General features: G+C 68.3%; 25 protein-coding genes. 13 read left to right on the top strand and 12 right to left on the bottom strand.

Going from position 1 to position 21,192, the window contains the following annotated elements; genetic code table 11:
• Position 1: 1 nt before the first annotated feature.
• Positions 2 to 328 (bottom strand): DUF7518 family protein, encoded by a 327-nt coding sequence (locus P0Y33_RS09325; RefSeq protein ID WP_279527138.1) that lies wholly within the window; start codon positions 326 to 328, stop codon positions 2 to 4.
• 129 nt (positions 329 to 457) lie between these two features.
• On the opposite strand from P0Y33_RS09325, the gene P0Y33_RS09320 reads away from it, so the two are divergent.
• The 3 genes from P0Y33_RS09320 to gatB all read left to right on the top strand — a co-directional run bounded on the left by P0Y33_RS09320 (position 458) and on the right by gatB (position 2,880).
• A complete protein-coding gene (locus P0Y33_RS09320) occupies positions 458 to 841 on the top strand; it encodes a cupin domain-containing protein (RefSeq protein ID WP_279527137.1) in 384 nt (127 codons plus the stop codon).
• Positions 842 to 933: 92 nt separating this feature from the next.
• Entirely contained in the window at positions 934 to 1,344 is a 411-nt protein-coding gene (locus P0Y33_RS09315; RefSeq protein ID WP_279527136.1) for a cupin domain-containing protein, read from the top strand.
• A 54-nt stretch (positions 1,345 to 1,398) separates the two neighbouring features.
• A complete protein-coding gene (gatB, locus tag P0Y33_RS09310) occupies positions 1,399 to 2,880 on the top strand; it encodes an Asp-tRNA(Asn)/Glu-tRNA(Gln) amidotransferase subunit GatB (protein WP_279527135.1) in 1,482 nt (493 codons plus the stop codon).
• A 4-nt stretch (positions 2,881 to 2,884) separates the two neighbouring features.
• On the opposite strand, the gene P0Y33_RS09305 is transcribed toward gatB, so the two are convergent.
• Both P0Y33_RS09305 and P0Y33_RS09300 read right to left on the bottom strand, forming a co-directional pair.
• Positions 2,885 to 3,310: a hypothetical protein gene (locus tag P0Y33_RS09305; protein ID WP_279527134.1), complete on the bottom strand. Its 426-nt coding sequence runs from the start codon at positions 3,308 to 3,310 to the stop codon at positions 2,885 to 2,887.
• A 115-nt stretch (positions 3,311 to 3,425) separates the two neighbouring features.
• A complete protein-coding gene (locus P0Y33_RS09300) occupies positions 3,426 to 3,800 on the bottom strand; it encodes a hypothetical protein (RefSeq protein ID WP_279527133.1) in 375 nt (124 codons plus the stop codon).
• Positions 3,801 to 3,980: 180 nt separating this feature from the next.
• On the opposite strand from P0Y33_RS09300, the gene P0Y33_RS09295 reads away from it, so the two are divergent.
• On the top strand, positions 3,981 to 6,470 hold the full coding sequence (locus tag P0Y33_RS09295; protein WP_279527132.1) for a DNA topoisomerase I: 2,490 nt from the start codon (positions 3,981 to 3,983) through the stop codon (positions 6,468 to 6,470).
• A 31-nt stretch (positions 6,471 to 6,501) separates the two neighbouring features.
• Here the strand turns inward: P0Y33_RS09295 and crcB are convergent, their stop codons facing one another.
• From crcB to P0Y33_RS09280, 3 genes are read right to left on the bottom strand one after another with little or no spacing between them, the layout of a single operon-like run.
• Complete coding sequence (crcB, locus tag P0Y33_RS09290) at positions 6,502 to 6,864, bottom strand: fluoride efflux transporter CrcB (protein ID WP_279527131.1); 363 nt, start codon at positions 6,862 to 6,864, stop codon at positions 6,502 to 6,504.
• Positions 6,861 to 7,283: a fluoride efflux transporter FluC gene (locus tag P0Y33_RS09285; protein WP_328518003.1), complete on the bottom strand. Its 423-nt coding sequence runs from the start codon at positions 7,281 to 7,283 to the stop codon at positions 6,861 to 6,863. The genes crcB and P0Y33_RS09285 overlap by 4 nt, the downstream gene beginning before the upstream one ends.
• 57 nt (positions 7,284 to 7,340) lie before the next feature.
• Positions 7,341 to 7,478, bottom strand: a complete 138-nt coding sequence (locus tag P0Y33_RS09280; RefSeq protein ID WP_279527130.1) for an FmdB family zinc ribbon protein — start codon at positions 7,476 to 7,478, stop codon at positions 7,341 to 7,343.
• 94 nt (positions 7,479 to 7,572) lie between these two features.
• Between P0Y33_RS09280 and nreA the strand changes: the two genes are divergently transcribed.
• From nreA to P0Y33_RS09265, 3 genes are read left to right on the top strand one after another with little or no spacing between them, the layout of a single operon-like run.
• Positions 7,573 to 8,892 carry a DNA repair protein NreA gene (gene nreA / locus P0Y33_RS09275; protein WP_279527129.1) on the top strand — a complete coding sequence of 440 codons (1,320 nt, stop codon included), beginning with the start codon at positions 7,573 to 7,575 and terminating at the stop codon, positions 8,890 to 8,892.
• Positions 8,893 to 8,930: 38 nt separating this feature from the next.
• The gene (locus P0Y33_RS09270; RefSeq protein ID WP_279527128.1) at positions 8,931 to 9,173 is read left to right on the top strand and encodes a preprotein translocase subunit TatA; all 243 of its coding nucleotides are present in this window, start codon (positions 8,931 to 8,933) and stop codon (positions 9,171 to 9,173) included.
• Positions 9,170 to 9,970: a CPBP family intramembrane glutamic endopeptidase gene (locus P0Y33_RS09265; protein ID WP_279527127.1), complete on the top strand. Its 801-nt coding sequence runs from the start codon at positions 9,170 to 9,172 to the stop codon at positions 9,968 to 9,970. The genes P0Y33_RS09270 and P0Y33_RS09265 overlap by 4 nt, the downstream gene beginning before the upstream one ends.
• A 57-nt stretch (positions 9,971 to 10,027) precedes the next feature.
• On the opposite strand, the gene P0Y33_RS09260 is transcribed toward P0Y33_RS09265, so the two are convergent.
• Entirely contained in the window at positions 10,028 to 10,378 is a 351-nt protein-coding gene (locus P0Y33_RS09260) for a DUF5789 family protein (RefSeq protein WP_328518002.1), read from the bottom strand.
• A gap of 170 nt (positions 10,379 to 10,548) precedes the next feature.
• Between P0Y33_RS09260 and P0Y33_RS09255 the strand changes: the two genes are divergently transcribed.
• Positions 10,549 to 11,457, top strand: a complete 909-nt coding sequence (locus tag P0Y33_RS09255) for a DUF7139 domain-containing protein (protein WP_279527126.1) — start codon at positions 10,549 to 10,551, stop codon at positions 11,455 to 11,457.
• Between the two features lie 3 nt (positions 11,458 to 11,460).
• Here the strand turns inward: P0Y33_RS09255 and P0Y33_RS09250 are convergent, their stop codons facing one another.
• The 3 genes from P0Y33_RS09250 to P0Y33_RS09240 are packed head-to-tail and all read right to left on the bottom strand — an operon-like array spanning position 11,461 to position 14,132.
• On the bottom strand, positions 11,461 to 11,940 hold the full coding sequence (locus tag P0Y33_RS09250) for a Mut7-C RNAse domain-containing protein (protein ID WP_279527125.1): 480 nt from the start codon (positions 11,938 to 11,940) through the stop codon (positions 11,461 to 11,463).
• A gap of 6 nt (positions 11,941 to 11,946) precedes the next feature.
• On the bottom strand, positions 11,947 to 13,698 hold the full coding sequence (polX, locus tag P0Y33_RS09245) for a DNA polymerase/3'-5' exonuclease PolX (protein ID WP_279527124.1): 1,752 nt from the start codon (positions 13,696 to 13,698) through the stop codon (positions 11,947 to 11,949).
• Positions 13,695 to 14,132, bottom strand: coding sequence for a DUF5788 family protein (locus tag P0Y33_RS09240; protein ID WP_279527123.1), 438 nt, complete (start codon positions 14,130 to 14,132; stop codon positions 13,695 to 13,697). The genes polX and P0Y33_RS09240 overlap by 4 nt, the downstream gene beginning before the upstream one ends.
• 132 nt (positions 14,133 to 14,264) lie before the next feature.
• Here P0Y33_RS09240 and P0Y33_RS09235 point away from each other — a divergent pair, with 132 nt between their 5' ends.
• The 5 genes from P0Y33_RS09235 (at position 14,265) to P0Y33_RS09215 (ending at position 18,535) form a co-directional block, all read left to right on the top strand.
• Positions 14,265 to 15,176, top strand: a complete 912-nt coding sequence (locus P0Y33_RS09235) for a rhomboid family intramembrane serine protease (RefSeq protein WP_279527122.1) — start codon at positions 14,265 to 14,267, stop codon at positions 15,174 to 15,176.
• Between the two features lie 3 nt (positions 15,177 to 15,179).
• Positions 15,180 to 16,001 carry an endonuclease V gene (locus tag P0Y33_RS09230; RefSeq protein ID WP_321170492.1) on the top strand — a complete coding sequence of 274 codons (822 nt, stop codon included), beginning with the start codon at positions 15,180 to 15,182 and terminating at the stop codon, positions 15,999 to 16,001.
• 89 nt (positions 16,002 to 16,090) lie between these two features.
• On the top strand, positions 16,091 to 16,261 hold the full coding sequence (locus P0Y33_RS09225) for a DUF1059 domain-containing protein (RefSeq protein WP_279527121.1): 171 nt from the start codon (positions 16,091 to 16,093) through the stop codon (positions 16,259 to 16,261).
• Between the two features lie 70 nt (positions 16,262 to 16,331).
• On the top strand, positions 16,332 to 17,150 hold the full coding sequence (locus P0Y33_RS09220) for an SDR family oxidoreductase (protein ID WP_279527120.1): 819 nt from the start codon (positions 16,332 to 16,334) through the stop codon (positions 17,148 to 17,150).
• 5 nt (positions 17,151 to 17,155) lie between these two features.
• Complete coding sequence (locus P0Y33_RS09215; protein ID WP_279527119.1) at positions 17,156 to 18,535, top strand: glycerate kinase type-2 family protein; 1,380 nt, start codon at positions 17,156 to 17,158, stop codon at positions 18,533 to 18,535.
• Positions 18,536 to 18,597: 62 nt separating this feature from the next.
• Here P0Y33_RS09215 and P0Y33_RS09210 read toward each other — a convergent pair whose 3' ends face one another.
• Positions 18,598 to 19,959, bottom strand: a complete 1,362-nt coding sequence (locus P0Y33_RS09210; RefSeq protein WP_279527118.1) for a GntP family permease — start codon at positions 19,957 to 19,959, stop codon at positions 18,598 to 18,600.
• 100 nt (positions 19,960 to 20,059) lie between these two features.
• Positions 20,060 to 21,175: an ArsA family ATPase gene (locus tag P0Y33_RS09205; protein WP_279527117.1), complete on the bottom strand. Its 1,116-nt coding sequence runs from the start codon at positions 21,173 to 21,175 to the stop codon at positions 20,060 to 20,062.
• Between the last annotated feature and the right edge of the window lie 17 nt (positions 21,176 to 21,192).

The raw sequence follows: 21,192 nt of genomic DNA, 5'->3' as shown, positions 1-21,192 counted from the left end.
TCTACGCGACGATGATGTCGTCGCCGAGACCCGACTCTTCCTCTTCTTCTTGTTCCTGGGTGTCCTCGCTCTTAGGTTCTTCGTCGGCGGGGTCCGTGTCGGCCTGCTCTGCCTCGGTTTCGGGCTCGGGGTCGGCGGCCTGTGCGGACTGCTCACCGCCGCGCTCGCGACCCTCGACGCCGGTCGCTTCGAGGAGGTCGTGTTCGCCCTCGAGTTGTCGGATACGCTCGTTCGCCTCGACGAGTTCCTCCGTGAGACCACGGACGGTCGCTTCGAGTTCCTTGACGCGTTGTTCGAGGTCCTCGACGCGTTCGCTCTCGTTCGACATACCTACAAGCACCTCCCGTAGTGCCTTAAGCGTGCGGACGACGGACGTCAGACAACTTCAACTGTCGCTACACGACCGCCGTGGCGGTCGACACCGGGTATTTTCCGCGTCGACCGCGTCGACTCCGACGTGACCTACCGCGTCGTCCACACCGACGACGTCCCCCTCACGGACGTCGAGAACGAGACGCTCCCCACGCCGCTCGGGGACGTCCGTCGCGTCGCGGCCCTCCTCGACACCGACGACCTCTCGCTGGACGTCTGGCACGTCGACGCCGGCGAAGTCGCCCCGGTTCGCCCGTCGGCCGAACGCGAGACCGCCTACCTCGTCCTCGACGGCCGGTTCGTCCTCGTCGTCGGGTCCGGCGACGACCGCGAGGAGACCGTCGTCGACGCCGGCTGTTTCGTCTCCGTCTCCCACGAGCACACCCACGGCTTCGAGAACCAGTCCCGCGAGCCGGCGAGCCTCCTCACGATCGCCGCCCCGGCCACCGACGCCGAGCAGGACGAGTGAGCTTCTCGGCGGCCCGCTCGCGGCGCCCCCCTTTCGCGTACAAGGGCGAGCACAGGGTATTTTACAGAACCGAGTAGTCTGTACGAAGTGGGATGGCACACAACGTCGTCCACACCGACGATGTGCCCCTGACCGAGTTCGGGGGAACGATGGGGGAATCGAACGTCAAACTACGAGACATCGGTGAGGTGCTCGCCGCCGACACCGCCGCCGTGAAAGTGTGGTACATCGACAGCGGCGAGTCCCTCCCGGTCTCGGGGAACAACGACCGCGAGGAGATTTGTTACGTCCTCGACGGCTACTTCTCGCTCACCGCCGGTCCGGCGGAGGGGGGCGACGAAGTCGAGTTCGGACCCGGGACGTTCCTGTCGACGACGCACGCCGACGCGCACGGCTACCGGAACGTCGGCGACAAGCGCGGCGTCGTCATCTCCTTCGAGGCGAACCCGCAGTCGAGCGGGAACGACCCCGAGGAGATCGAGCGATCGACGACCAAGGAGTGAGTCGGTCTCGACCCTTCGTTACTCCTAAGCGTACCCGCGTCGAAGCGTCGACAAATGAGTACGCAGGCCGCCGACGCGGAACTCCGGCCCATCATCGGCCTGGAGGTCCACGTCCAGCTCGAAACGGACACCAAGATCTTCTGCGGGTGTTCGACCGAACCGGCCGACGAGCCGAACACCAACACCTGTCCGGTGTGCCTCGGTCTCCCCGGCGCGCTGCCAGTCCTCAACGAGGGTGCCGTCGAGGCCGCGGTGCGACTCGGGAAGGCGCTCCACGCCGACATCCCCGCCCGCACCACCTTCCACCGGAAGAACTACTTCTACCCCGACCTCCCGAAGGGGTTCCAGATCACCCAGTACGACGCGCCCATCTGCGCGGACGGCGAACTCGAAGTCTCCATCGGCGACGAGCGCCGGGTCGTCGAGATCGAGCGCGCGCACCTCGAAGAGGACCCCGGGAGCCTCCAGCACGAGGGCGGCGACATCGCCACCGCCGACTACACCCTCGTCGACTACAACCGCGCCGGCACGCCGCTCGTAGAGATCGTCACCCGCCCCGACTTCCGCGGCGCCGAGGAGGTCCGCGCCTTCCTCGCGAAACTCGAAGAGGTCCTCGAGTACCTGGGTATCTACGACTCCCAGCGCGACGGTAGCCTGCGTGTCGACGCCAACATCTCGATGGTCGAGGCGACGGAACTCGAAGGCGGCATCTCCGAGGAGGCACTCGCCACCGCCAACCGGACCGAGGTCAAGAACATCTCCAGCCACAAGGGTGCGGAGAAGGCTCTCGCCTACGAGATCACCCGCCAGCGCAACGCCATCCAGCGCGGTCGCGAGGTCGAACAGGAGACCCGTCACTGGAACGAGTCGAAGGGCGTCACCGTCTCGATGCGCTCGAAAGAGGAGGAGAGGGACTACCGCTACTTCCGTGAGGCCGACCTGCCGCCGCTCGAAGTCTCCGACTGGAAAGAGCGCCTCGAAATCCCGGAACTCCCCGACGCCCGCCGCGAGCGCTTCCAGGAGGAGTACGGACTCAGCGAGGAGGCCGCCTCGAAACTCACCTCGACCAAGCAGGTCGCGGACTTCTACGAGGACGTCGCCGAGGAGTACGAACCCGACCTCGCGGCGACGTGGGTCGCCGACAACCTCCTCGGCGAACTCAACTTCCGCGACATGGAGATCACCGACATCGAGGGACGTCTCGACCAGTTCAAGCGCCTCGTCGAACTCGTCGCCGAGGACGAAATCACCGAGAAGAACGCCCGCGAGGTCGTCCTCCGCGACATGCTCGACGAGGGGAAGGCCCCCGACACCGTCGTCGAGGAGGAGGGCCTCGGGAAGACCGGTGCCGGCGAAGTCGAGGCCGTCGTCGAGGAGGCCATCGAGGAGAACCCCGACGCCGTCAAGGACTACTACGCCGGCGAGGGCGGCGCCATCAACTTCCTCGTCGGTCAGGTCATGCAGAAGACCGGCGGGAGCGCCGACCCCGGTCAGGTGAACGAACTGCTCCGCGAGAAACTCGACGAAGCCGAGTAGTCGGTCACGCTCCCTCCCCTCCTCCAGCCAGTACGTACCCGAGAGCCAGTAGCCCGGCACCCAGTAGACCCAGCAACGCGCCGACACTGCCGACCAGTCCACCGAACCCCGAGGGGTCACCGTGGACGACGTCGACGTCGTAGACGGACCCCTCGTACTGGACGGCGTCGACACGCTGCCACGCCGCCGCTTCTTCTCGGGAGAGAGCGACCGTCTCGCCGGTGCGTGCCCGGTCGAACGCTCGCCGTTGCTCGACCGTGAGGTTCGCGTACGTCGTCGCGTTCGACACTTCGGTGGTCCGCTCGACGTCGAGCGTTCGTTCGGGCGGGCGGTCGTCGAGGAGGACCGACCCGGCCAGTCCGGCACCGAGGAGAAGTGAGAGGACGCCGGCGACGAGGACGACACGGCGGACGACGGAGACGAGTGTCACGGACGCGACTGCTCTCGCGCCCGTCAAGTGTTTTCTCCTCCCGGAACGCACACTTTCGGCGCCCGCGACGAAGGGGATGTACTGGACGGGCGACCGGTGACCGGGGAGTCGTGACTCAGGCCGCCTCGGTGTCGACGCTGGTCCACTTCCCGCCGCGGATGTAGTCGACGCCGATGGCGACGAGGCCGAGTCCACCGACCGCGAGGACGAAGCCGAACGGGGTGGTGACGCTGCCGTCGAGTATCGCCGTCGCGGGCAGCGAGAGACCGAGGAGGACGTTCCCGAGACCGACCGCACGGAACCACCCGACGCGCTCGCGAATCGGGTTCCCGAACCCGCCGACGACGTAGGCGACGCTCGCGAGCGACGTCAGGACCCACTCGACGAGGTTCCCGAGTGCCGCGCCCGCGCCGGCGAACACGAGGGCGGGGAGCGTGGTCACGAGCAGGACGACACCGAGGTAGCCGAACAGGCGTGGACGGACGTTCATAGCTGTTCGGAGGGCGTGGGCGGGTAAAACGTCGCTGGAGTCCGGTCGACGGACGGTCGTCGGGGCCGCGGGGCAGCCGACGGCGACGTTCGAGCGGCCACCGACGGACGAAAACCTTAGAAGCACATCCGGCATACCGGAAAGCAACGCAACCGCCGCGGAGGCGGAGGTATCTCTACCGTGGAACTCATCATCACCGAGAAAGACAACGCGGCCCGGCGCATCGCCGACATCCTCTCCGAGGGTGGCGCGACGACCGAACGGGAGGCCGGAGTCAACGTCTACGAGTGGGGTGGCCGACGCTGTATCGGCCTCTCCGGTCACGTCGTCGGCGTCGACTTCCCCTCCGAGTACGAAGACTGGCGCGACGTCGAACCCCACGAACTCGTCGACGCGCCCATCGTGAAGACCGCCACCCGGGAGAACATCGTCAACGTCCTCCAGCGCTACGCCGAGGACGCCGACAGCGCGGTCATCGCGACCGACTACGACCGCGAGGGCGAACTCATCGGGAAGGAGGCCTACGAACTCGTCCGAGACGCCAACGAGGACGCGCCCATCCAGCGGGTGCGCTTCTCCTCCATCACCGAGAACGAGGTGAAAGAGGCGTTCGCGAACCCCGACGACCTCGACTTCGACCTCGCGGAGGCCGGCGAGGCCCGCCAGATCATCGACCTCATCTGGGGAGCGGCGCTCACCCGCTTCCTCTCGCTCTCCGCGCGGCAACTCGGCGACGACTTCATCTCCGTCGGGCGGGTCCAGACCCCCACCCTCAAACTCATCGTCGACAAGGAGCGGGAGATCGAGGCGTTCGACCCCGAGGACTACTGGGAACTGTTCGCCGACCTGGAGAAAGACGAGACCGAGTTCGAGGCGCAGTACTTCTACCTCGACGAGGACGGCAACGAGGCCGAACGCGTCTGGAACGAGGACGACGCGAACGCGGCCTTCGAGACGCTCCGCGAGGCCGGTTCCGCGGTCGTCGAGTCCGTCCGCCGACGCACTCGGACGGACGACCCGCCTGCCCCGTTCAACACGACGCAGTACATCCGCGCCGCCGGGTCGCTCGGCTTCGCCGCCGGGCGCGCCATGAGCATCGCCGAGGACCTCTACACGGCGGGGTACATCACCTACCCCCGGACCGACAACACGGTCTACCCCGAGGACCTCGACGAGCGCGAGTTGCTGGAGACCTTCGCGGGCCACTTCGAGTTCGGCGACGACGCCGCGTCGCTGCTGGAGACCGACGAACTCGAACCCACCGAGGGCGAGAAGGAGACGACCGACCACCCGCCCATCCACCCGACGCCGGACATCCCGGACAAGGGCGACCTCTCCGACGACGAGTGGCGCGTCTACGAACTCGTCGTCCGGCGCTTCTTCGCGACCGTCGCCGACGAGGCGGTGTGGGAGCACCTCCGCGTCGTCGCGGACGCCGACGGCGAGTCGCTGAAGGCCAACGGCAAGCGCCTGCTCGAAACCGGCTACCACGACGTCTACCCCTACTTCAGCACGGACGAGAACTACGTCCCCGACGTCGAAGAGGGCGAGGAACTCGACGTGCTCGACGTCGAGATGGAGGCCAAGCAGACCCAACCGCCCCGCCGCTACGGCCAGTCCAGACTCATCGAGAAGATGGAGAGCATGGGGATCGGAACGAAGAGCACGAGACATAATACAATCGAAAAATTGTATGAAAGGGGATATATCGAGAGCGACCCACCCCAGCCCACGACGCTGGCGAAGGCCGTCGTCGAGGCGGCCGAGGAGTTCGCGGACCTCGTCGTGAGCGAGGAGATGACCGCGGACCTCGAAGCCGACATGACGGCCATCGCCGAGGGCGAGAAGTCCCTCGACGACGTAACCGAGGAGTCCCGCGAGGTGCTCGAACGCATCTTCGAGGACCTCACGGAGTCCCGCGAGGAGATCGGCGACCTCCTCCAGGAGTCGCTGAAGGCCGACAAGACGCTGGGTCCCTGCCCCGACTGCGGCGAGAGCCTGCTCGTCCGGCGGAGTCGCCACGGGTCGTACTTCGTGGGGTGTGACGGCTACCCCGACTGCACGTTCACGCTCCCGCTCCCGAGCACGGGCGAACCGCTCGTCCTCGAAGAGACCTGCGACGAGCACGACCTCCACCACGTGAAGATGCTCGCCGGCCGGCAGACGTTCGTCCACGGTTGTCCGCTCTGCAAGGCTGAAGAGGCCGAAGAGGCCGAGGAAGTCGCCATCGGGGCGTGTCCCGAGTGCGGCGAGGAACACGGCGGCGAACTCCTCATCAAGCAACTCCAGACCGGTTCGCGGCTCGTCGGCTGTTCGCGCTACCCCGACTGCGACTACTCGCTGCCGCTCCCACGCCGCGGCGAGATCGAGGTGACCGACGAGTACTGCGAGGAACACGACCTCCCCGAACTCCACATCCACCAGGAGGGCGAGGAAGAGCCGTGGGAACTCGGCTGTCCCATCTGCAACTTCGAGGAGTACCAGGCCCGCCAGCGCGAGCGCGAGGGGCTACAGGCCATCGAGGGAATCGGCGCCAAGACCGAGGAGAAACTGCAGGAGGCCGGAATCGAGGACGTCGAGGCGCTGGCCGACGCCGACGCCGACGAGGTCGCCGAAGACGTTGCGGGTGTCTCGGCGGACAAGATTCGGGAGTGGCAGGCGAAGGCCTGAGAACGCTCCTCATCGCTCGCATCTTTCCTCCTCAGGTCGCGCCGGCGACACCCCACGCCGCCGCGATGGCGACGAAGGCACCGACCAGGTTCGCCGCCGCGTACCACGCCGCGAGTAGCCGTCGCCCGCGCTCCCACAACTGGACGGTGTCGACGGAGAACGACGAGAAGGTCGTGTACGCACCACACGCACCCGTCCCGACGGCGTACTGGACACTCTCGGGCGCACCCAGGAACGTGACCAGTCCGAGAACGAAACTCCCGACGACGTTCACGGTGAACGTGCCGTACGGGAACCACCGGTCGCCGAGGCGTTCGCCGACGTACTGGTTCGTGCCGTACCGGAGGAGCGCGCCGGCGGCCGCGCCGGTCCCGACGAGGGTTGCGGGGTTCACGTCGACCCCTCCGGGTCGGCGCTCGCGCCCGCGTCCGACCCCGGACGGAGACGCCGGGCGAGCGCGCGACCGACGAGCACCGCCGCGAAGCCGAGGGTGTAGTTCGCGACGACGTTGGCGACGCCGACGAGCGGCGCGGACTGCACCGTCTCCAGCGCGAACGTGCTGTACGTCGTGAACGAGGAGAGGAAGCCGGTTCCGGCGACGAGCGAGGTTCGCTCCCCGAGAAATCCGACCTCACGGGCCTCGTAGGCGAGGAAGCCGAGGGCGAGACAGCCCAGGACGTTCGCGACGAGAGTGCCGCCGAGGGCCGGGAGCGAACGCGCGAGGACGTGTCTGAGGTTCGCGCCAGCGAAGCCGCCGACCGCGACGAGGGCCGTGACTTCGCCCCGACGCAGCCACGTGGCACGTGTCGCCATCTTCTACGAAGACCGACGGCGGCGAGGACCAAAACCGCTCCGAGAAGACCGGACACCTCAGCGTCGGCGCACCGTCGTCCCCCCGCACGCGGGGCAGTTGAACCGGCGTCGCTTGAACGTCACTTCGCAGTCACCACACTCGTAGGGTTGTGTGTGCTCGCCGCCGGAGCGGACGAACCGGTCGATGACGCCCATCTGTGACAAGAGTTGTCACGCACGAGGTATGGGTGTTGTGGCCCGGCGCCGCCCGGGAGAAGCGTTCAAGGGCGGCGCGCCGTAAGGGGAACGCGTGCAACTCGACGAGTACATCGAGGGGATGCAACCGGACGAGGCCGCCGAGCGGCGGCGCCTCGCGGAGGAGAAGTCCTACGAAATCCTCGACTACGTCGACGAGGTGGCGAGGAACTTCGAGTCCACCCTGCAGGGCGACTCGCTGTACGGCGCCACCGCGCCCTCGGTGTTCGTCGGCCGCTCCTCGTACCCGAACGTCTCGGCGGGAATCCTCTCGCCGATGGAGACGAGCGAGGACGCCGAGCAGTTCGCGACGAGCGGAGAGTGGTACCAGCAGGGACTCGACATCGACAACGTCCTCCAGTACCGCACTGGGTTACTGAACTCCCAGCGCTCGGCGAAGGTCGACGTCGAGGACGTCTGGGACGGGTTCGTCGGCGTCCAGCGCGAGGTGGCCATCGCGGACCGACCGGTCGACGTCGAGATCGGTCTCTCGGACACGCCGGAGTTCGACCCCGAGCAGTACACGACGCCGGTCGCGAACGCGCCGAGCGGACCGAACGCCCGCGCCGAGTCCGCGGACCTCGCGGAGAACCCCCACGTCCCGCGGGTCGTCGAGAAGACCCTGGAGGACGACGACTGGCAGGCCCAGGGGGCGATGACCTACCTCTACCGCCGGGGACTCGACGTCTACGAAATCAACCGCGTCCTCTCGGTGGGGGCGCTCGGGCAGGGCGAGAACCGCCGCCTCGTCCCGACGCGCTGGTCCATCACCGCCGTCGACGACACTATCGGGAAGTTCCTCCGTGGACAGATTCGCAACCGCCCGAGCGTCGACAAGACGGAGGTGTGGGTCAACGAGTACATGGGCAACCGCTACTGGGTCGTCCTCGCGCCCGGCCAGTGGGAGTTCGAACTCGTCGAGATGAAGGCGCCGGGCAGCATCTGGAACCCCGACCCGACCGACGACACGTGGATGGCCAGCGCCTCCGAGGGGTACGAGGGCCGAACCTCCTACGTCGACGAAACGTCTGGAGCGTACTACGCCTCCCGACTCGGCGTCCTCGAACACCTCGCCGACCGCGGCCGGCAGGCGAAGGTCCTCGTCCTCCGGGAGGTCTCCGACGACTACTGGGCGCCCGTCGGCGTCTGGCAGATCCGCGAGAGCATCCGCAACGCCTTCGAGGGGACGCCGCTCGACGGCGGCGAACACGGCGGCGCGGAGGCCGACGTCCCCGCGGGCGAACCCGGCGAGGCCGAGACGTTCCACGACGCGGTGCGGTCCATCGCGCCCCACCTCCCCGTCTCGCTGGGCGCGCTCCGCCGGAAGTCGACGATGGTGTCGGGCCTCCAGACCGGGCTCTCGGACTTCTCGTAGTCACCAACGCTTAGGTCCCCGAGACAGAACGGGTGTCTATGAGTGTTCTCCCGACGTTCGCCGGTTTCCCCGGCGGCATGGAGGTGGTGATCATCCTCTTCATCTTGTTGGTGCTCTTCGGCGGTGGCGCGGTCGCCCTCCTCGGCGGCGGCTACCTCGTCCTGCGCTCGCCCGGCGGGACCGACGAAGAAGCGGCGCGCATCGCCGAACTCGAACGCGAGGTGGCGGACCTCCGCGAGCGACTGGAGGACGAGTCGACGGACGAGGAGGGTGAGCGATGAAACTCGGCTACGGGCAGACGAGCGAGAGGGACCCCGGATTCGCCTCCGGGTGGCAGGCGCTCGTCGCCACCTACGGGACGGCCATCGTCGCGTTCGTCGTCGGTATCGTCTTCGCGTACGTCGCGGCGACGGCGTACGCGGTGTTCGTCCGGCCACCCAGCGGGACGACCCTGCTCGGCATCTCGCTCGTCACGCTCCAGGGGGCGGCCTTCCCGCTCGTCGCGTACCTCTACCTCCGCTGGCGCGGGTTGAACCGGTCGTTCCTGCGCGTGTCGTGGCCCTCCATCTCCGACCTCGCGTGGGTCGTCGGAGGCTACGTCGTCGCCTTCGGGCTCCTCGTCGCGGCGACGGTCGCCCTGCAGTACTTCAGCGTCGAGACGGCGTCGAACCAGGCGGCCAAGACGGCCCAGCAGGCGCCCTGGATAATTCCCTACCTCATCCCCCTCCAGTTCCTCCTGGTCGGTCCCGGCGAGGAACTCCTCTTCCGCGGCATCGTACAGGGGACGCTCAGAGAACACTTCGGGAAGTGGTCGTCCATCCTGCTCGCGAGCGCGGCGTTCGCGCCGGCACACATCCTCGCACTCACCGGGTCGCTACAGGCCGCACTCGCCTCTATCGCCGTCCTGTTCGTCCCGAGTATCGTCTTCGGGTACGTCTACGAACGCACCGGGAACCTCGCGGCACCGATCCTCCTCCACGGCTGTTACAACGCGACCATCTTCACGCTGATGTACGTCGCCGCGAAGTACGCACCACAGGGTGCGAGCGGACTACTCGGCGTCGGTTTCGGCCTCTGAGACGACGTCGAGGTCGCGAGGGGTCGTCGACTCGCGACGGGAGCGCGTGACGCGGCGTTACTCCTCGGTCTCTTCCTCGGCGGCCTCTCCGCCCTCGGCCGTCGCGGCGGCGACCGGTTCGCCGGTCGTCGGGACGGGACCGACGCCGGTCACCTCCCGAATCGTCGACTCGAAGTGACGGCGACTCTCGAAGTAAGTGTCCTCGACCTCGGCGAGGAGTTCGGAGAGTTCGCGGGGACCGTCGGGCGTCCGGATCTCGGTGTCGCCCTCGCGGCGGTCGATCTCGCTCTTCTGGATACCCCACGTCAGGCGCTCGGCGACGCGGGCCAGTGGCGCGCCCTCGACGGCCTCTCCCTCGCCGAGCTGGACGGGCGGTTCTTCTTCCGCCTCGTCGTTCTCGTCGGACATGCTCGTGGCTTTGCGAGATGGCGGATTAGTAGTTTCGGTGCGGGTACGGCCGTCTCCCGGCGAACTCCGGGGCCCGCCACCGGTGTCGTCGGCCCCCTCGCGCGCCGAGTCGCTCCGTCTTTCCTTCGTCTGACGTAGTGTTTTAGGAGAGGAGCACATACACACGCCTCATGACGAGTCTGGCGGACGCGTACGACCGACGAGCGGGCGAGGTGAGTCGCCGCCGCGTCTACGCCGGGACGGGATTGTTCGCGGCCGGGGCGCTGATGGTGGTCGCCGGCGTCGTCGTGGGAACGACCGGAATCACGCTCCCCGAGTCGTACACGATGACCGCCGTCTACGGGGCGCGCGAACAGGCCGTGACGCTGGTGGGTCTCGGCGTCCCCGCGGCGTTCCTGGGCATCTACACGGTCCTCCCGGCCAACCGCGTCCAGCGCGGGGCCGCCGCGGTCGGCGGACTGCTCACCGTCGCGGGTATCGCCCTCTTCCGCTCGGCGTACCCCTACGACTGGTTCGCACGGCAGGGCATCCCCTCGACGGAGGTCCTCACCCTGGTCGCCGTCTACTCCCTCGGGATGATGACCGTGATGTGGTGTCTGTTCACCGCCATCGCGACGTTCAAGCGGCGCAACGACCCCGGCGGGACGGTGACGCTGACGATGGAGCAGAACGGCGAGACGCGCACCGTCGAGGTCCCCCGCGAGGAACTCGACGACGGCGGGAGCATCTCTCTGCCGGAGTTCGGTGCCGGCGGCGTCGGCGTCTTCGGCACGGACGTCCAGCAGGACGCCGAGAGCAACCAACCCGGCACGCCCGGCCACCACGAACCGGTCGCCCAGCGCGGGAGTAATCAACGCGCCTCTTCCGACGGCGGAACCGCGGCGAACGACATCTCCTCACCGCTCGACTCGGGAGAATCGGGCGGTGCACAGGCAGGACCCGACCGGTACTGCGGCAACTGCGCGCACTTCGACTACGTCCGCACCGAGAACGGTATCCAGCCCTACTGCGGTCTCGACGACGAACTCATGGACGACGTCGAGGCCTGCGACGAGTGGACGCCGAACCACGGCGACTGATTCTCACACGTCTTCGAGTCGTTCTCGTACGTCCGCCCAGTGGCTCCCCCTCCAGAAGTACTGCCCGCAGTCGCGACACCGCCACACCGGGTCGGCGTCGTCGGGCACGTAGTCGGGGAACTCGCCGTCACCGACCCGTTCGACCCGCCCGTTGCACTTGCTACACCGCTCGGGTTCGTCGAGGGCGAGGGCGAGTCCGTGCTCCGCGAGTTCGCGGAGTTGGTCGTCGGTGTCTCGAGCGCGCAGGAGGACGCCGCGTTCGCCCGCCCGCTCGGCGAGTTGTACGTCGCGGGTGAGCACGAGGCGGTCCTCCTCGCGGGCGATTCTCAGGAGACGGTCGTCGGCTTCCACACCCCGGTCGAGCGCGTAGGCGGTGTCGTAGCCACACATCCGGAGGATTCGGGCGAGACTGCCGAGCATCACGTCGCAGAGGAGGGCGGTGTCGTCCGGGGTGGGTTCGGAGACGGTAGAGGGGTCGGTCACTTCCGGCTACCCGAGGAAGTCCCGGACCTCGTCGACGTCCCACGTGTTGAGGACGTCGTCGGGTTCACACCACCCGCGGCGGGCGGTGTGGACGCCGTACTCGGTGTAGCCGAACTCGCTGGGGCTGTGGGCGTCGGTGTTGACCGTGACGGTCGCGCCCTCCTCGACGGCGACCTTCACGAGTTCGCCCCAGAGGTCGAGGCGGTGGGGGTTGCTGTTGATTTCGAGGGCGACGCCGTGTTCGGCCGCTGCCGCGCCGAGTTCGCTGGGGTCGAGTTCCATCGCCGGGCGGTCGTTGATGAGGCGGCCCGTCGGGTGGCCGAGGACGTCGACGTGTTCGTGTTCGATGGCCGCGACGAGGCGGTCGGTCTGGTCGCCGCCGTCCTCGCCGAGACCGCTGTGGGGGGAGGCGACGACGATGTCGACCCCCGCGAGGACGTCGTCGCTGACCTCGACGACGTTCCCGTCGGCGTCGACGTTCGTCTCGATGCCGGTGAACACCTCGACGTCGCGGTCCGCCGCCTCCGCCTCGACCGCGTCGAGTTGGTCGAGGACGTCGTCGTCGGCGAGACCGGTGTCGCCGAAGACGCCCGGACCCTCGCCGTGGTCGGTGACGGCGTAGTAGTCGTAGCCGCGCTCTTCGGCGGCGTCGAGCATCTCTTCGAGGGTGTAGTCGCCGTCCGACCAGTCCGTGTGGGTGTGGAGGTCGCCGCGGTAGTCGTCGAGGGTGACGAGGTCCGGGAGGGCGTCGTTTTGCGCGGCCTCGACCTCGCCACGGTCCTCGCGAATCTCGGGCGGGATCCACGGGAGGTCGAGTGCGTCGTAGACGGCCTCTTCCGTCTCGCTGGCGAGTCGTTCGCCGACGCGCTGTCCGGATTCGGGGTCCTCGACGTCGCTCACGTCGAAGACGCCGTACTCGTTGACCTTCAGGTCCTTCCGGAGGGCGTAGTTGCGGAGGGTGATGTTGTGGTCCGCGCTCCCCGTGAAGTACTGGAGGGCGGAACCGAACTCCTCGTCGACGACGACCCGGAGGTCGACGCGGATACCGCTCGCCCGGACGCTCGTCTTCGTCGGGCCGATTTCGATGGTCTCCTCGACGCGGTCCCACTCGGTGAGCGCCTCACCGACCGACTCGCCGGCGTCGCTCGCGACGAGGACGTCGATGTCGCCGATGGTGGGTCGCCAGCGCCGGGTCGACCCCGCGATTTCGACGCGCTCGACGTCCTCGACGTCGGTGAGGAACGCCTTCACGTCGTCGGCGAGCGGTCGTCCGTCGCCGAGCAGGTCGCGCTCCTGGGCCTGGCGGGCGAACTCGATGTGGTCGAGGATGTTCTCCTCGGTCTTCGCGCCGAACCCCTCCAGTTCGCGAATCTCCTGGTTCCGGGCGGCCTCCTCTAGGTCGTCGAGGTTCTGGATGCCGAGTTTCTGGTAGAGTTCGCCGGCGGTCTTCGGGCCGACGCCCTCGACGCTCGTGAGTTCCTGCATCCGGACGGGGAACTCGTCGCGCAGTTCTTCGAGGCGCTCGATGGACCCGGTCTCGATGTACTCGACGATCTTCTCGCCGATGGAGTCGCCCACCTGGTCGATCTCGGTGACGGCGTCGAGGCCCTCCTCGGCGAGGTCCTCGATGGCCTCGGGGTAGTCCCGGACGTTCGAGGCCGCCCGCCGGTACATGTTCGGCTTGTAGCCGACGTCCTTCGCCTCGTAGAGGTCGGCGATCTCTTCGAGTCGCTCGGCGACTTCGGCGTTCCGGCTCATCGTGTGTGTCGGTTCTTCCCGTCGTCCCAGCCGAGGACGTCGCCGACGAAACTGTACCAGCGTTTCGTGTCGGCGGCCTCCTTGGCCCTGGCCTCCTGTTCGATGTTCGTCGGGCCGAGCGACTCGAGGGCGTTCAGCGCCCGGTCGATACCGACGATGGCCTCGACGATCTCCTCGCCTTCCGCCTTCGTGATGGACGCCGCTTCGAGGCGCTCCTTCCGGTCGTTGCGCTCGCGGCGGAGGAGTTTCTTCGCCTCCGCGACCTCCTCCTGTTTCTCCGCGGGCACGCTGTCGAGGCGCTTCACCTTGAAGACGAACTCCCGGAGCGGGAACTCCCGGTTCTGCACCTCGATCTCGTCGGGGATGGAGGCACCGATGGTCGCGCTCTCGCGCTCGGCCCGCTCGAGGAGTTGTTTCCGTTCGTAACGCTGCATAGTTCGAGTTGGGGACGGCGCGCCCTTTACTTTGCGGGGCCGGGGGTTCTGCGGGGTCCTGACGGGCGACGCCGCGGGTCGTCGGTCCCCCTTTCCAAAACCCTATCCCGAGCGGTCCCTAACCCCGAAGTAATGGCGACCTGCGACAGGTGCGGGACGGAGGTGGGGATGCCGTACCAGTGTCGACTCTGTGGCGGCACCTTCTGCAGCGAGCACCGTCTTCCCGAGAACCACGCCTGCCCGGGACTCGAAGAGTGGAACGACCCCAGCGGCGTCTTCCAGGGCGAGCAGGCCGAGGCGTCGAGTTCGGGGCGCACGACTACCGGTCAGCGACGGATGAGTGTCGACACCGGCCCCGGCGGCGTCCTCTCGTACTTCCGGGGGAACGTGACCTACCTCTTCCTCGGGTTGATGTGGGTGACGTTCCTCGCGCAGTACGGACTCGCGCCACTCCTGGGTATCCCGGTCAACACGATGGCGTGGGCGAACCTCTTCACGGTCAACTCCGCGAACCCGCTGTACGTCTGGACGTGGCTCGTCTCCATCTTCGCCCACGGCGGGTTCACACACATCGTCTTCAACAGCATCGCGCTGTACTTCTTCGGTCCCGTCGTCGAGCGTCGGGTCGGTTCGTCGACGTTCGCCCTCCTCTTCCTCGTCGCCGGCGCGGCCGCCGGTCTCGCTCAGGTCGGCGTCTCCCTCCTGCTCGGCATGCCCGGGCTGACCGCCGTCCTCGGCGCGAGCGGCGCCATCATGGCCATCATGGGCGTCCTGACCGTGCTGAACCCCGGGCTTCGGGTGTACCTCTACTTCGTCATCCCGATGCCCCTGTGGCTACTTACGCTCGGCTTCGCGGCCTACACGGTGTTCGTTGCGACGACGAACCTCGGCACCGGTGGCGGTGGCGTCGCCCACTTCGCCCACCTCTCCGGGTTGGCTATCGGCCTGCTCTACGGTCTCTACCTGAAAGAGCAGGGCGAGCGCGCGCCCCAGCAACTCCAGTTCGGCGGCGGTGGCGACGGTCCCGGCCGCGGAGGGTTCTGAGCCGTGGAGGTCGTCCACTCGGAGTACGTCCCCGACCCCGACCGCACCCACGAGGAGATGGCGGAACTCCAGCGCGACCTCGTCGCGGACGCCGTCTTCGCCGACGACGTCGATTTCGCCCCCGCCGACGTCGCTCTCGACGACCCGCCCGAGGACCGCACTCCCGAGGCGGGCCAGCAGACGCTCTCGGCCGGCCCCGCCGAGGCGTACGACCCGGAGGGGCCGCCCGTCGTCGTCGGTATCGACCAGGCGTTCGTCGACGACGAGGAGGCCGTGAGCGCGGCCGTCGCGATTCAGGACGGTGCTGTCGTCGAGCGCGCGGTGGGCCGTCGACCCCTCGAAATACCCTACATCCCCGGGCTCCTCGCGTTCCGCGAGGGCGGCGCCATCGTCGACGCGCTACAGAACCTCTCGGTTCCCGGTGACCTGCTCGTCCTCGACGGGAGCGGGCGCATCCACTTCCGGCAGGCGGGCATCGCCACCCACGTCGGCGTCGTCTTCGACACACCGGCCATCGGCGTCGCGAAGAGCCTCCTCTGTGGCGAACCCCGCGAGTCGCTCGACCAGTACTTCGAGGCGGGCGAGCGCGTCGCCATCGAGGCCGACGACGAGGTGGAGGCGCCCACCGGCGACGTCATCGGCTACGCCTTCCAGTCCCGGCAGTACCCGAACCCCGAGAAGCGACACGTCAACCCCTTGATCGTGAGTCCGGGCCACCGTGTGGACGAGGAGACGGCCGTCGACTTCGTCGAGGCGCTCTGTGCGGGCTACAAGCTTCCGGAACCGACGCGACTGGCCGACCGCGACGTGGGTCGGCTGAAGTAGCGCTCGCGTCCACCCTCCGCCACGCCCCCTCCCCCGCCACTACCTTTACCGGCCATCCCTTCGCAGTCTCGGACGGAGGTCGTACACCGATGGTCAAAACCGTCGCCTGCGCCGACGCAGGGCACGACTGCGACTTCGTGGTACAGACGGACAACGTCGACGAACTCGTCCACCACTACATGGACCACGCCGAGCGCCAGCACGACCGCGAGGTCTCGCGCTCGGACGCGGAGGACCTCGTCACCGAGGTCCCGACCTGACGCCGGTCCGCCGACTCCGCTCTCTTCCCTTTCGCCTACCCTTAACTCCCACCCGTGCGACCGGTCGGGTATGACCGACCGAACGGTACTCATCACCGGTTGTTCCTCCGGCATCGGCCGGGCGACCGCCCACGCGTTCCTCGACGAGGAGTGGACCGTCTACGCCACCGCGCGCGACACCGACGACGTCGAAGACCTCGCCGACGCGGGCGCCGTCACCGAGTCGCTCGACGTGACCAAACCCGCGCGCTGTCGGACCGTCGTCGACGACCTCGTCGACGAGGAGGGCCGACTCGACTGCCTCGTCAACAACGCCGGCTACGGCCAGTTCGGCACCGTCGAGGACGTCCCCACGCGCAAACTGAATCGCCAGTTCGACGTGAACGTCTACGGGCCACACCGCCTGATTCGCGCCGCCCTCCCGCACATGCGCGAGCAGGAGGAGGGGACCATCGTCAACCTCTCCAGCGTCGCCGGCCGCGTCTCCTTCCCCGGGATGGGCACCTACTCCGCCTCGAAGTTCGCCCTCGAAGCGATGAGCGACGCGCTCCGCAACGAGGTCGACCAGCACGGCATCGACGTCGCGCTCGTCGAACCCGGCCCCGTCGAGACGAAGTTCTCGAAGCGAGTCCGCGAGGAGCAGGAGGAGATCGACGAGACGAGTGCCTACGCGAACGTCTACGAACTCTTCCGCGACTACCACTCGACCGGTGACGCGGGCGCGTCGAGACCCGAGGACGTCGCCGAAGTCGTCCTCGAAGCCGCCGTGAGTCCGAACCCCGACCCGCGCTACCCGGTGGGGACCGTCGGGAAGGCGGGCGTGCTCGCGCGCTTCGTGCCGGACCGCATCCGCGACAAGATCGTGAGCCTCGCGCTCCGCCTGGTGTGACGACGATGATTCAGAACCGCGACGAACTCGTCGACTCACCGGTCCACGAACTGGCACTCGACTGCGTCGAGGCCGGCATCTCGGCCGCGCGTCCCGACGTCGTCGTCCGCGAACACGTCACCCTCGACGGCGACACCCTCGACGTCGCCGGCGAGACCTTCGACCTCGGTGACTACGACGAGGTCGTCGTCCTCGGCGGGGGCAACGCGGCGGCCCACGTCGCCGCGGCGCTCGAAGCCGTCCTCGGCGACCGCCTCGCCGACGGCGTCGTCGTCACGGACGACCCGGTCGAGACCGACGTCGTCGAAGTCCTCCCCGGCGACCACCCCGTCCCGAGCGAGCGCGGTGTCGACTCTACCGAGCGCCTGCTCGACGCCGCCCGCCGGACCGACGACGAGACGCTCGTCCTCGCGGTCGTCACGGGCGGTGGGAGCGCGCTGATGGCCGCGCCCGCGCCGGGCATCTCGCTCGCCGACCTGCAGGAGACCACCGACGCCCTGCTCGCCAGCGGCGCGACCATCCACGAGGTGAACGCCGTCCGCAAGCACCTCTCGGCAGTGAAGGGCGGCCAACTCGCCCGGACGCTCGCGCCCGCCCGCGTCGCCACGCTCGTCTTCAGCGACGTCGTCGGCAACGACCTCGACGTCATCGCCAGCGGGCCGACCGTCCCCGACACCTCGACGTTCCGCGACGCCCTTGACGTGCTCGACGACTACGACGTCGAGGTGCCCGAGGCGGTCCGCGAACGCCTCGAACTCGGCGCCCGAGGCGAGCACGACGAAACGCCGGGAGAGCGAAGCGCTCCCGAGCCTCGTGTCGCTCCGCTCGACGAGACGCCGGGAGAGGACGACCCGATTTTCGAACGCGTCTCAACGCACGTCCTCGCGGACGGGCTGACCGCGCTCGAAGCGGCCGCGGACGTCGCCGCCGAGGCGGGCTACGACCCCCTGATCCTCTCGTCCAGGGTGCGAGGTGAGGCCCGCGAGGCCGCGAAGACCCACGTCGCCGTCGCCGAGGAGTGTGCCGGCACCGGGTTGCCGACCTACCCGCCGGTCGCGGTCGTCGCGGGCGGCGAGACCACCGTCACCGTCCGCGGCGAGGGCGGGGAAGGCGGGCCGAACCAGGAGTTCGCCGTCTCGGCCGGTCTCGAACTTTCCGAGGAGTTGGGCGTGCTCGCGTCCGTCGACACGGACGGCATCGACGGCGCGACGGACGCCGCGGGCGCGCTCGTGGACGGGCCGTTCGACGACCGCCGCGCCGCACGAAACGCGTTGAAGGAGAACGACGTCTACCCGTTCCTCGCCGACGAGGGCGCACTCGTCGAGACGGGCGCGACGGGGACGAACGTCAACGACCTGCGTATCTTCCTGGTGCCCGAGCAGTAGTCGACCGTCAGTTGAACGGTTGTACAATCGTTCAACTGTTTCGTCGGGAGAGTGCGACCGTCTCAGAGGACGGTCGGCACGACGCTGTGCAGGACCAGGATCCAGACGATGCTGGCGACGCCGAGGACGGCCGTCGCGGCGGTCCAGGCCTGGTAGGCCGTCGCGGCCTCCATGTCGGAGAACTCGGTGATGATCCAGAAGTAGGAGTCGTTGGCGTGGCTGACGGTCATCGCGCCCGCGCCGATGGCGAGGACGGCGAACACGGACCCCCACTGCGAGGCGAGACCGAGCGGACCGAGCAGGGGGGCGATCAGACTTGACGTCGTGAGGATGGCGACCGTCGAGGAACCGAGGGTCGTCTTCAGCGCGGCGGCGATGACGAACGCGGCGAGCAGGCCGATGCCGAGTCCGCCGAACGTCGAACTCACGAACTCCTTGAGCGGCAGTGCACCGAGGACGTTGCCGAACGCACCGCCGGCGCCGGTGACGGCGAGGATGACCGCGGCGTTGGTCAGCCCCTCGGTGACCCACTCGCTGGTGACCTCGTCGGTGTACGTCGGGACGATGGCGAAGCCGACGAACGCACCGATCAACAGCGCGACGGCGGGGTCACCGACGAAGAGTAGCCAGTTCTGGAGCGCGCCGTGGACGAAGGCGGGGTTCTCCGCGCTGGGGAACGCCGCGACGCTCCCGACGGCGATGAGGACGATGGGGACGACGAGCGGCGCGAAGGAGGCGGCCGGCGAGGGGAGTGTGCCGTACTCCTCTTTGATCTCGCCGACGGTCATGTCCGGCGACGGGTCGATGTGGAAGCGCGAGGCGACGCGCTCGGCCCACACCGAGGCCAGCGCGATGATCGGGGCGCTGACGAGGATGCCGACGAGCATCACGAGGCCGACGTCGGCGCCGAGGATGGCGGCCGCGGCGATGGGGCCGGGCGTCGGCGGGACGAAGACGTGCGTGACGTAGAGACCGCCCGCGAGCGCGACGGCGAGCGTCGACAGCGAGAGCGAGGACCGCTCGGCGAGCGAGCGGTTCAGCCCGGAGAGGATGACGAACCCGGAGTCACAGAAGACCGGGATGCTGACGACGCCGCCGGTGACGGCCATCACCTCGGTGGTGTACTCCTCGCCGACCCACCCGAGGATGGTCTCGGCGATGACGATGGCCGCGCCGGACTTCTCCAGGACGGTGCCGATGATGGTCCCCGCGAGGATGACGATGCCGATGTAGCCGAGTGTCGACCCGAAGCCGTCCGTGACGAGCGACGCCGCCTTCGTCGGGTTCAGCCCCGCGATCAGGGCGGTCCCGTAGGCGGCGACGAGCAGCGTCAAGAACGCGTGGAGGTCGAACTTCGCCGTCGCGACGACGATGAACGCCACCGCGGCGGCCAACAACAAGACGAGCGGTATGCCAGAGAGCATGTATCTCAGCCGTATCAACGATACACAAAAAAGGTGCGGAATCAGGAACGTTACTGAAGGATCGATGGAGGGGGCGGTACCGAAACGTGTTAGGTAATAGTCACTCCAGACAGGCCGCGACCACGCGGAGCATCCGCTCGCCGCGCACCTCGTCGGCGAAGAGGGGGACGCGTTTCACGTCGTGGCCGCGGAAGAGGTCCTGGGCCTCGGTGAGCGCGTCTTGCTGGACCTCCCAGCGTCGCTGGCAGAACTCACAGGAGTCGAGGTTCGGCGAGACGAACTCCGCGCCGGTGGGTACCTCCGTCACGTCGGCGAGGGGTTCCATCACGCGGTTGACCACGACCGTCCCGACGGGAATCCCGTAGTCGTCGAGTTGGGCGCGGAGGCGCTTCGACTCGAAGACGCTCATCTCCTCGGGGACGAGCACGATACGGAAGTCCGTTCGCGCGGGGTCCCGCAGGACCGACCGGAGGCGTTCGATGCGCGCTTTCAGTTCGTCGAGGTCGCCGAAGCCCTGCTGGGGTTCCTCTTCGCCGCCGCCGAACATCCCCTTCACCTGGTCCATCATCCCGCTCATCTGCTGGCGGAACTGCACCATCTGACCGACCATCGAGTCGAGGAGTTCGGGGAGTTCGAGCAGTCGGAGGGTGTGGCCGGTCGGCGCGGTGTCGACCACGACGCGCTCGAAGCGGTCGTCGTCGAGGTACTCCAAGAGGAGTTGCATCGCCGCCGCCTCGTCGGCGCCGGGCATCATCGGACCCGCGCCGCCGCCCGTCTCGCCGGGGCCGCCCACTCCCCCGTCGCCGCCCATTCCGCCGGCACCGCCCGCGCCCCCGCCACCGCCGCCGAACAGACCGCCGAGGTCGCCCATCCCACCGAGGGGACCGGAGAGTCCGCCCTCCTCGTCGAAGAGTTGGGCCTGTTGCATCGCCTCGTCGGGGTCGATTTCGACCGCGTAGAGGGGGACGTCGTCGCGGATTCGCCCCGGGGAACTCGGGACGTCGGTCTCGTAGGTGTCCGAGAGGGAGTGTGCGGGGTCGGTGGAGACGACGAGCGTCGGCGTCCCGGCGTTCGCGCTGGCGAGACCGGTGGCCGCCGCCATCGTCGTCTTCCCGACGCCGCCCTTCCCGCCGTAGAGCACGTAGTCGGCGGTCCCCGCCGAGACACCGACGTCCTCGCCGAGGGAGTCGACCGCCTCCACCTCGATTTCGTCCATATCTCGTGGTCGGAATC

The organism is Halospeciosus flavus (genome assembly GCF_029814175.1).
Lineage (GTDB): Archaea > Halobacteriota > Halobacteria > Halobacteriales > Halobacteriaceae > Halospeciosus > Halospeciosus flavus.
This window is presented reverse-complemented; position numbering and strand designations above follow the sequence as displayed.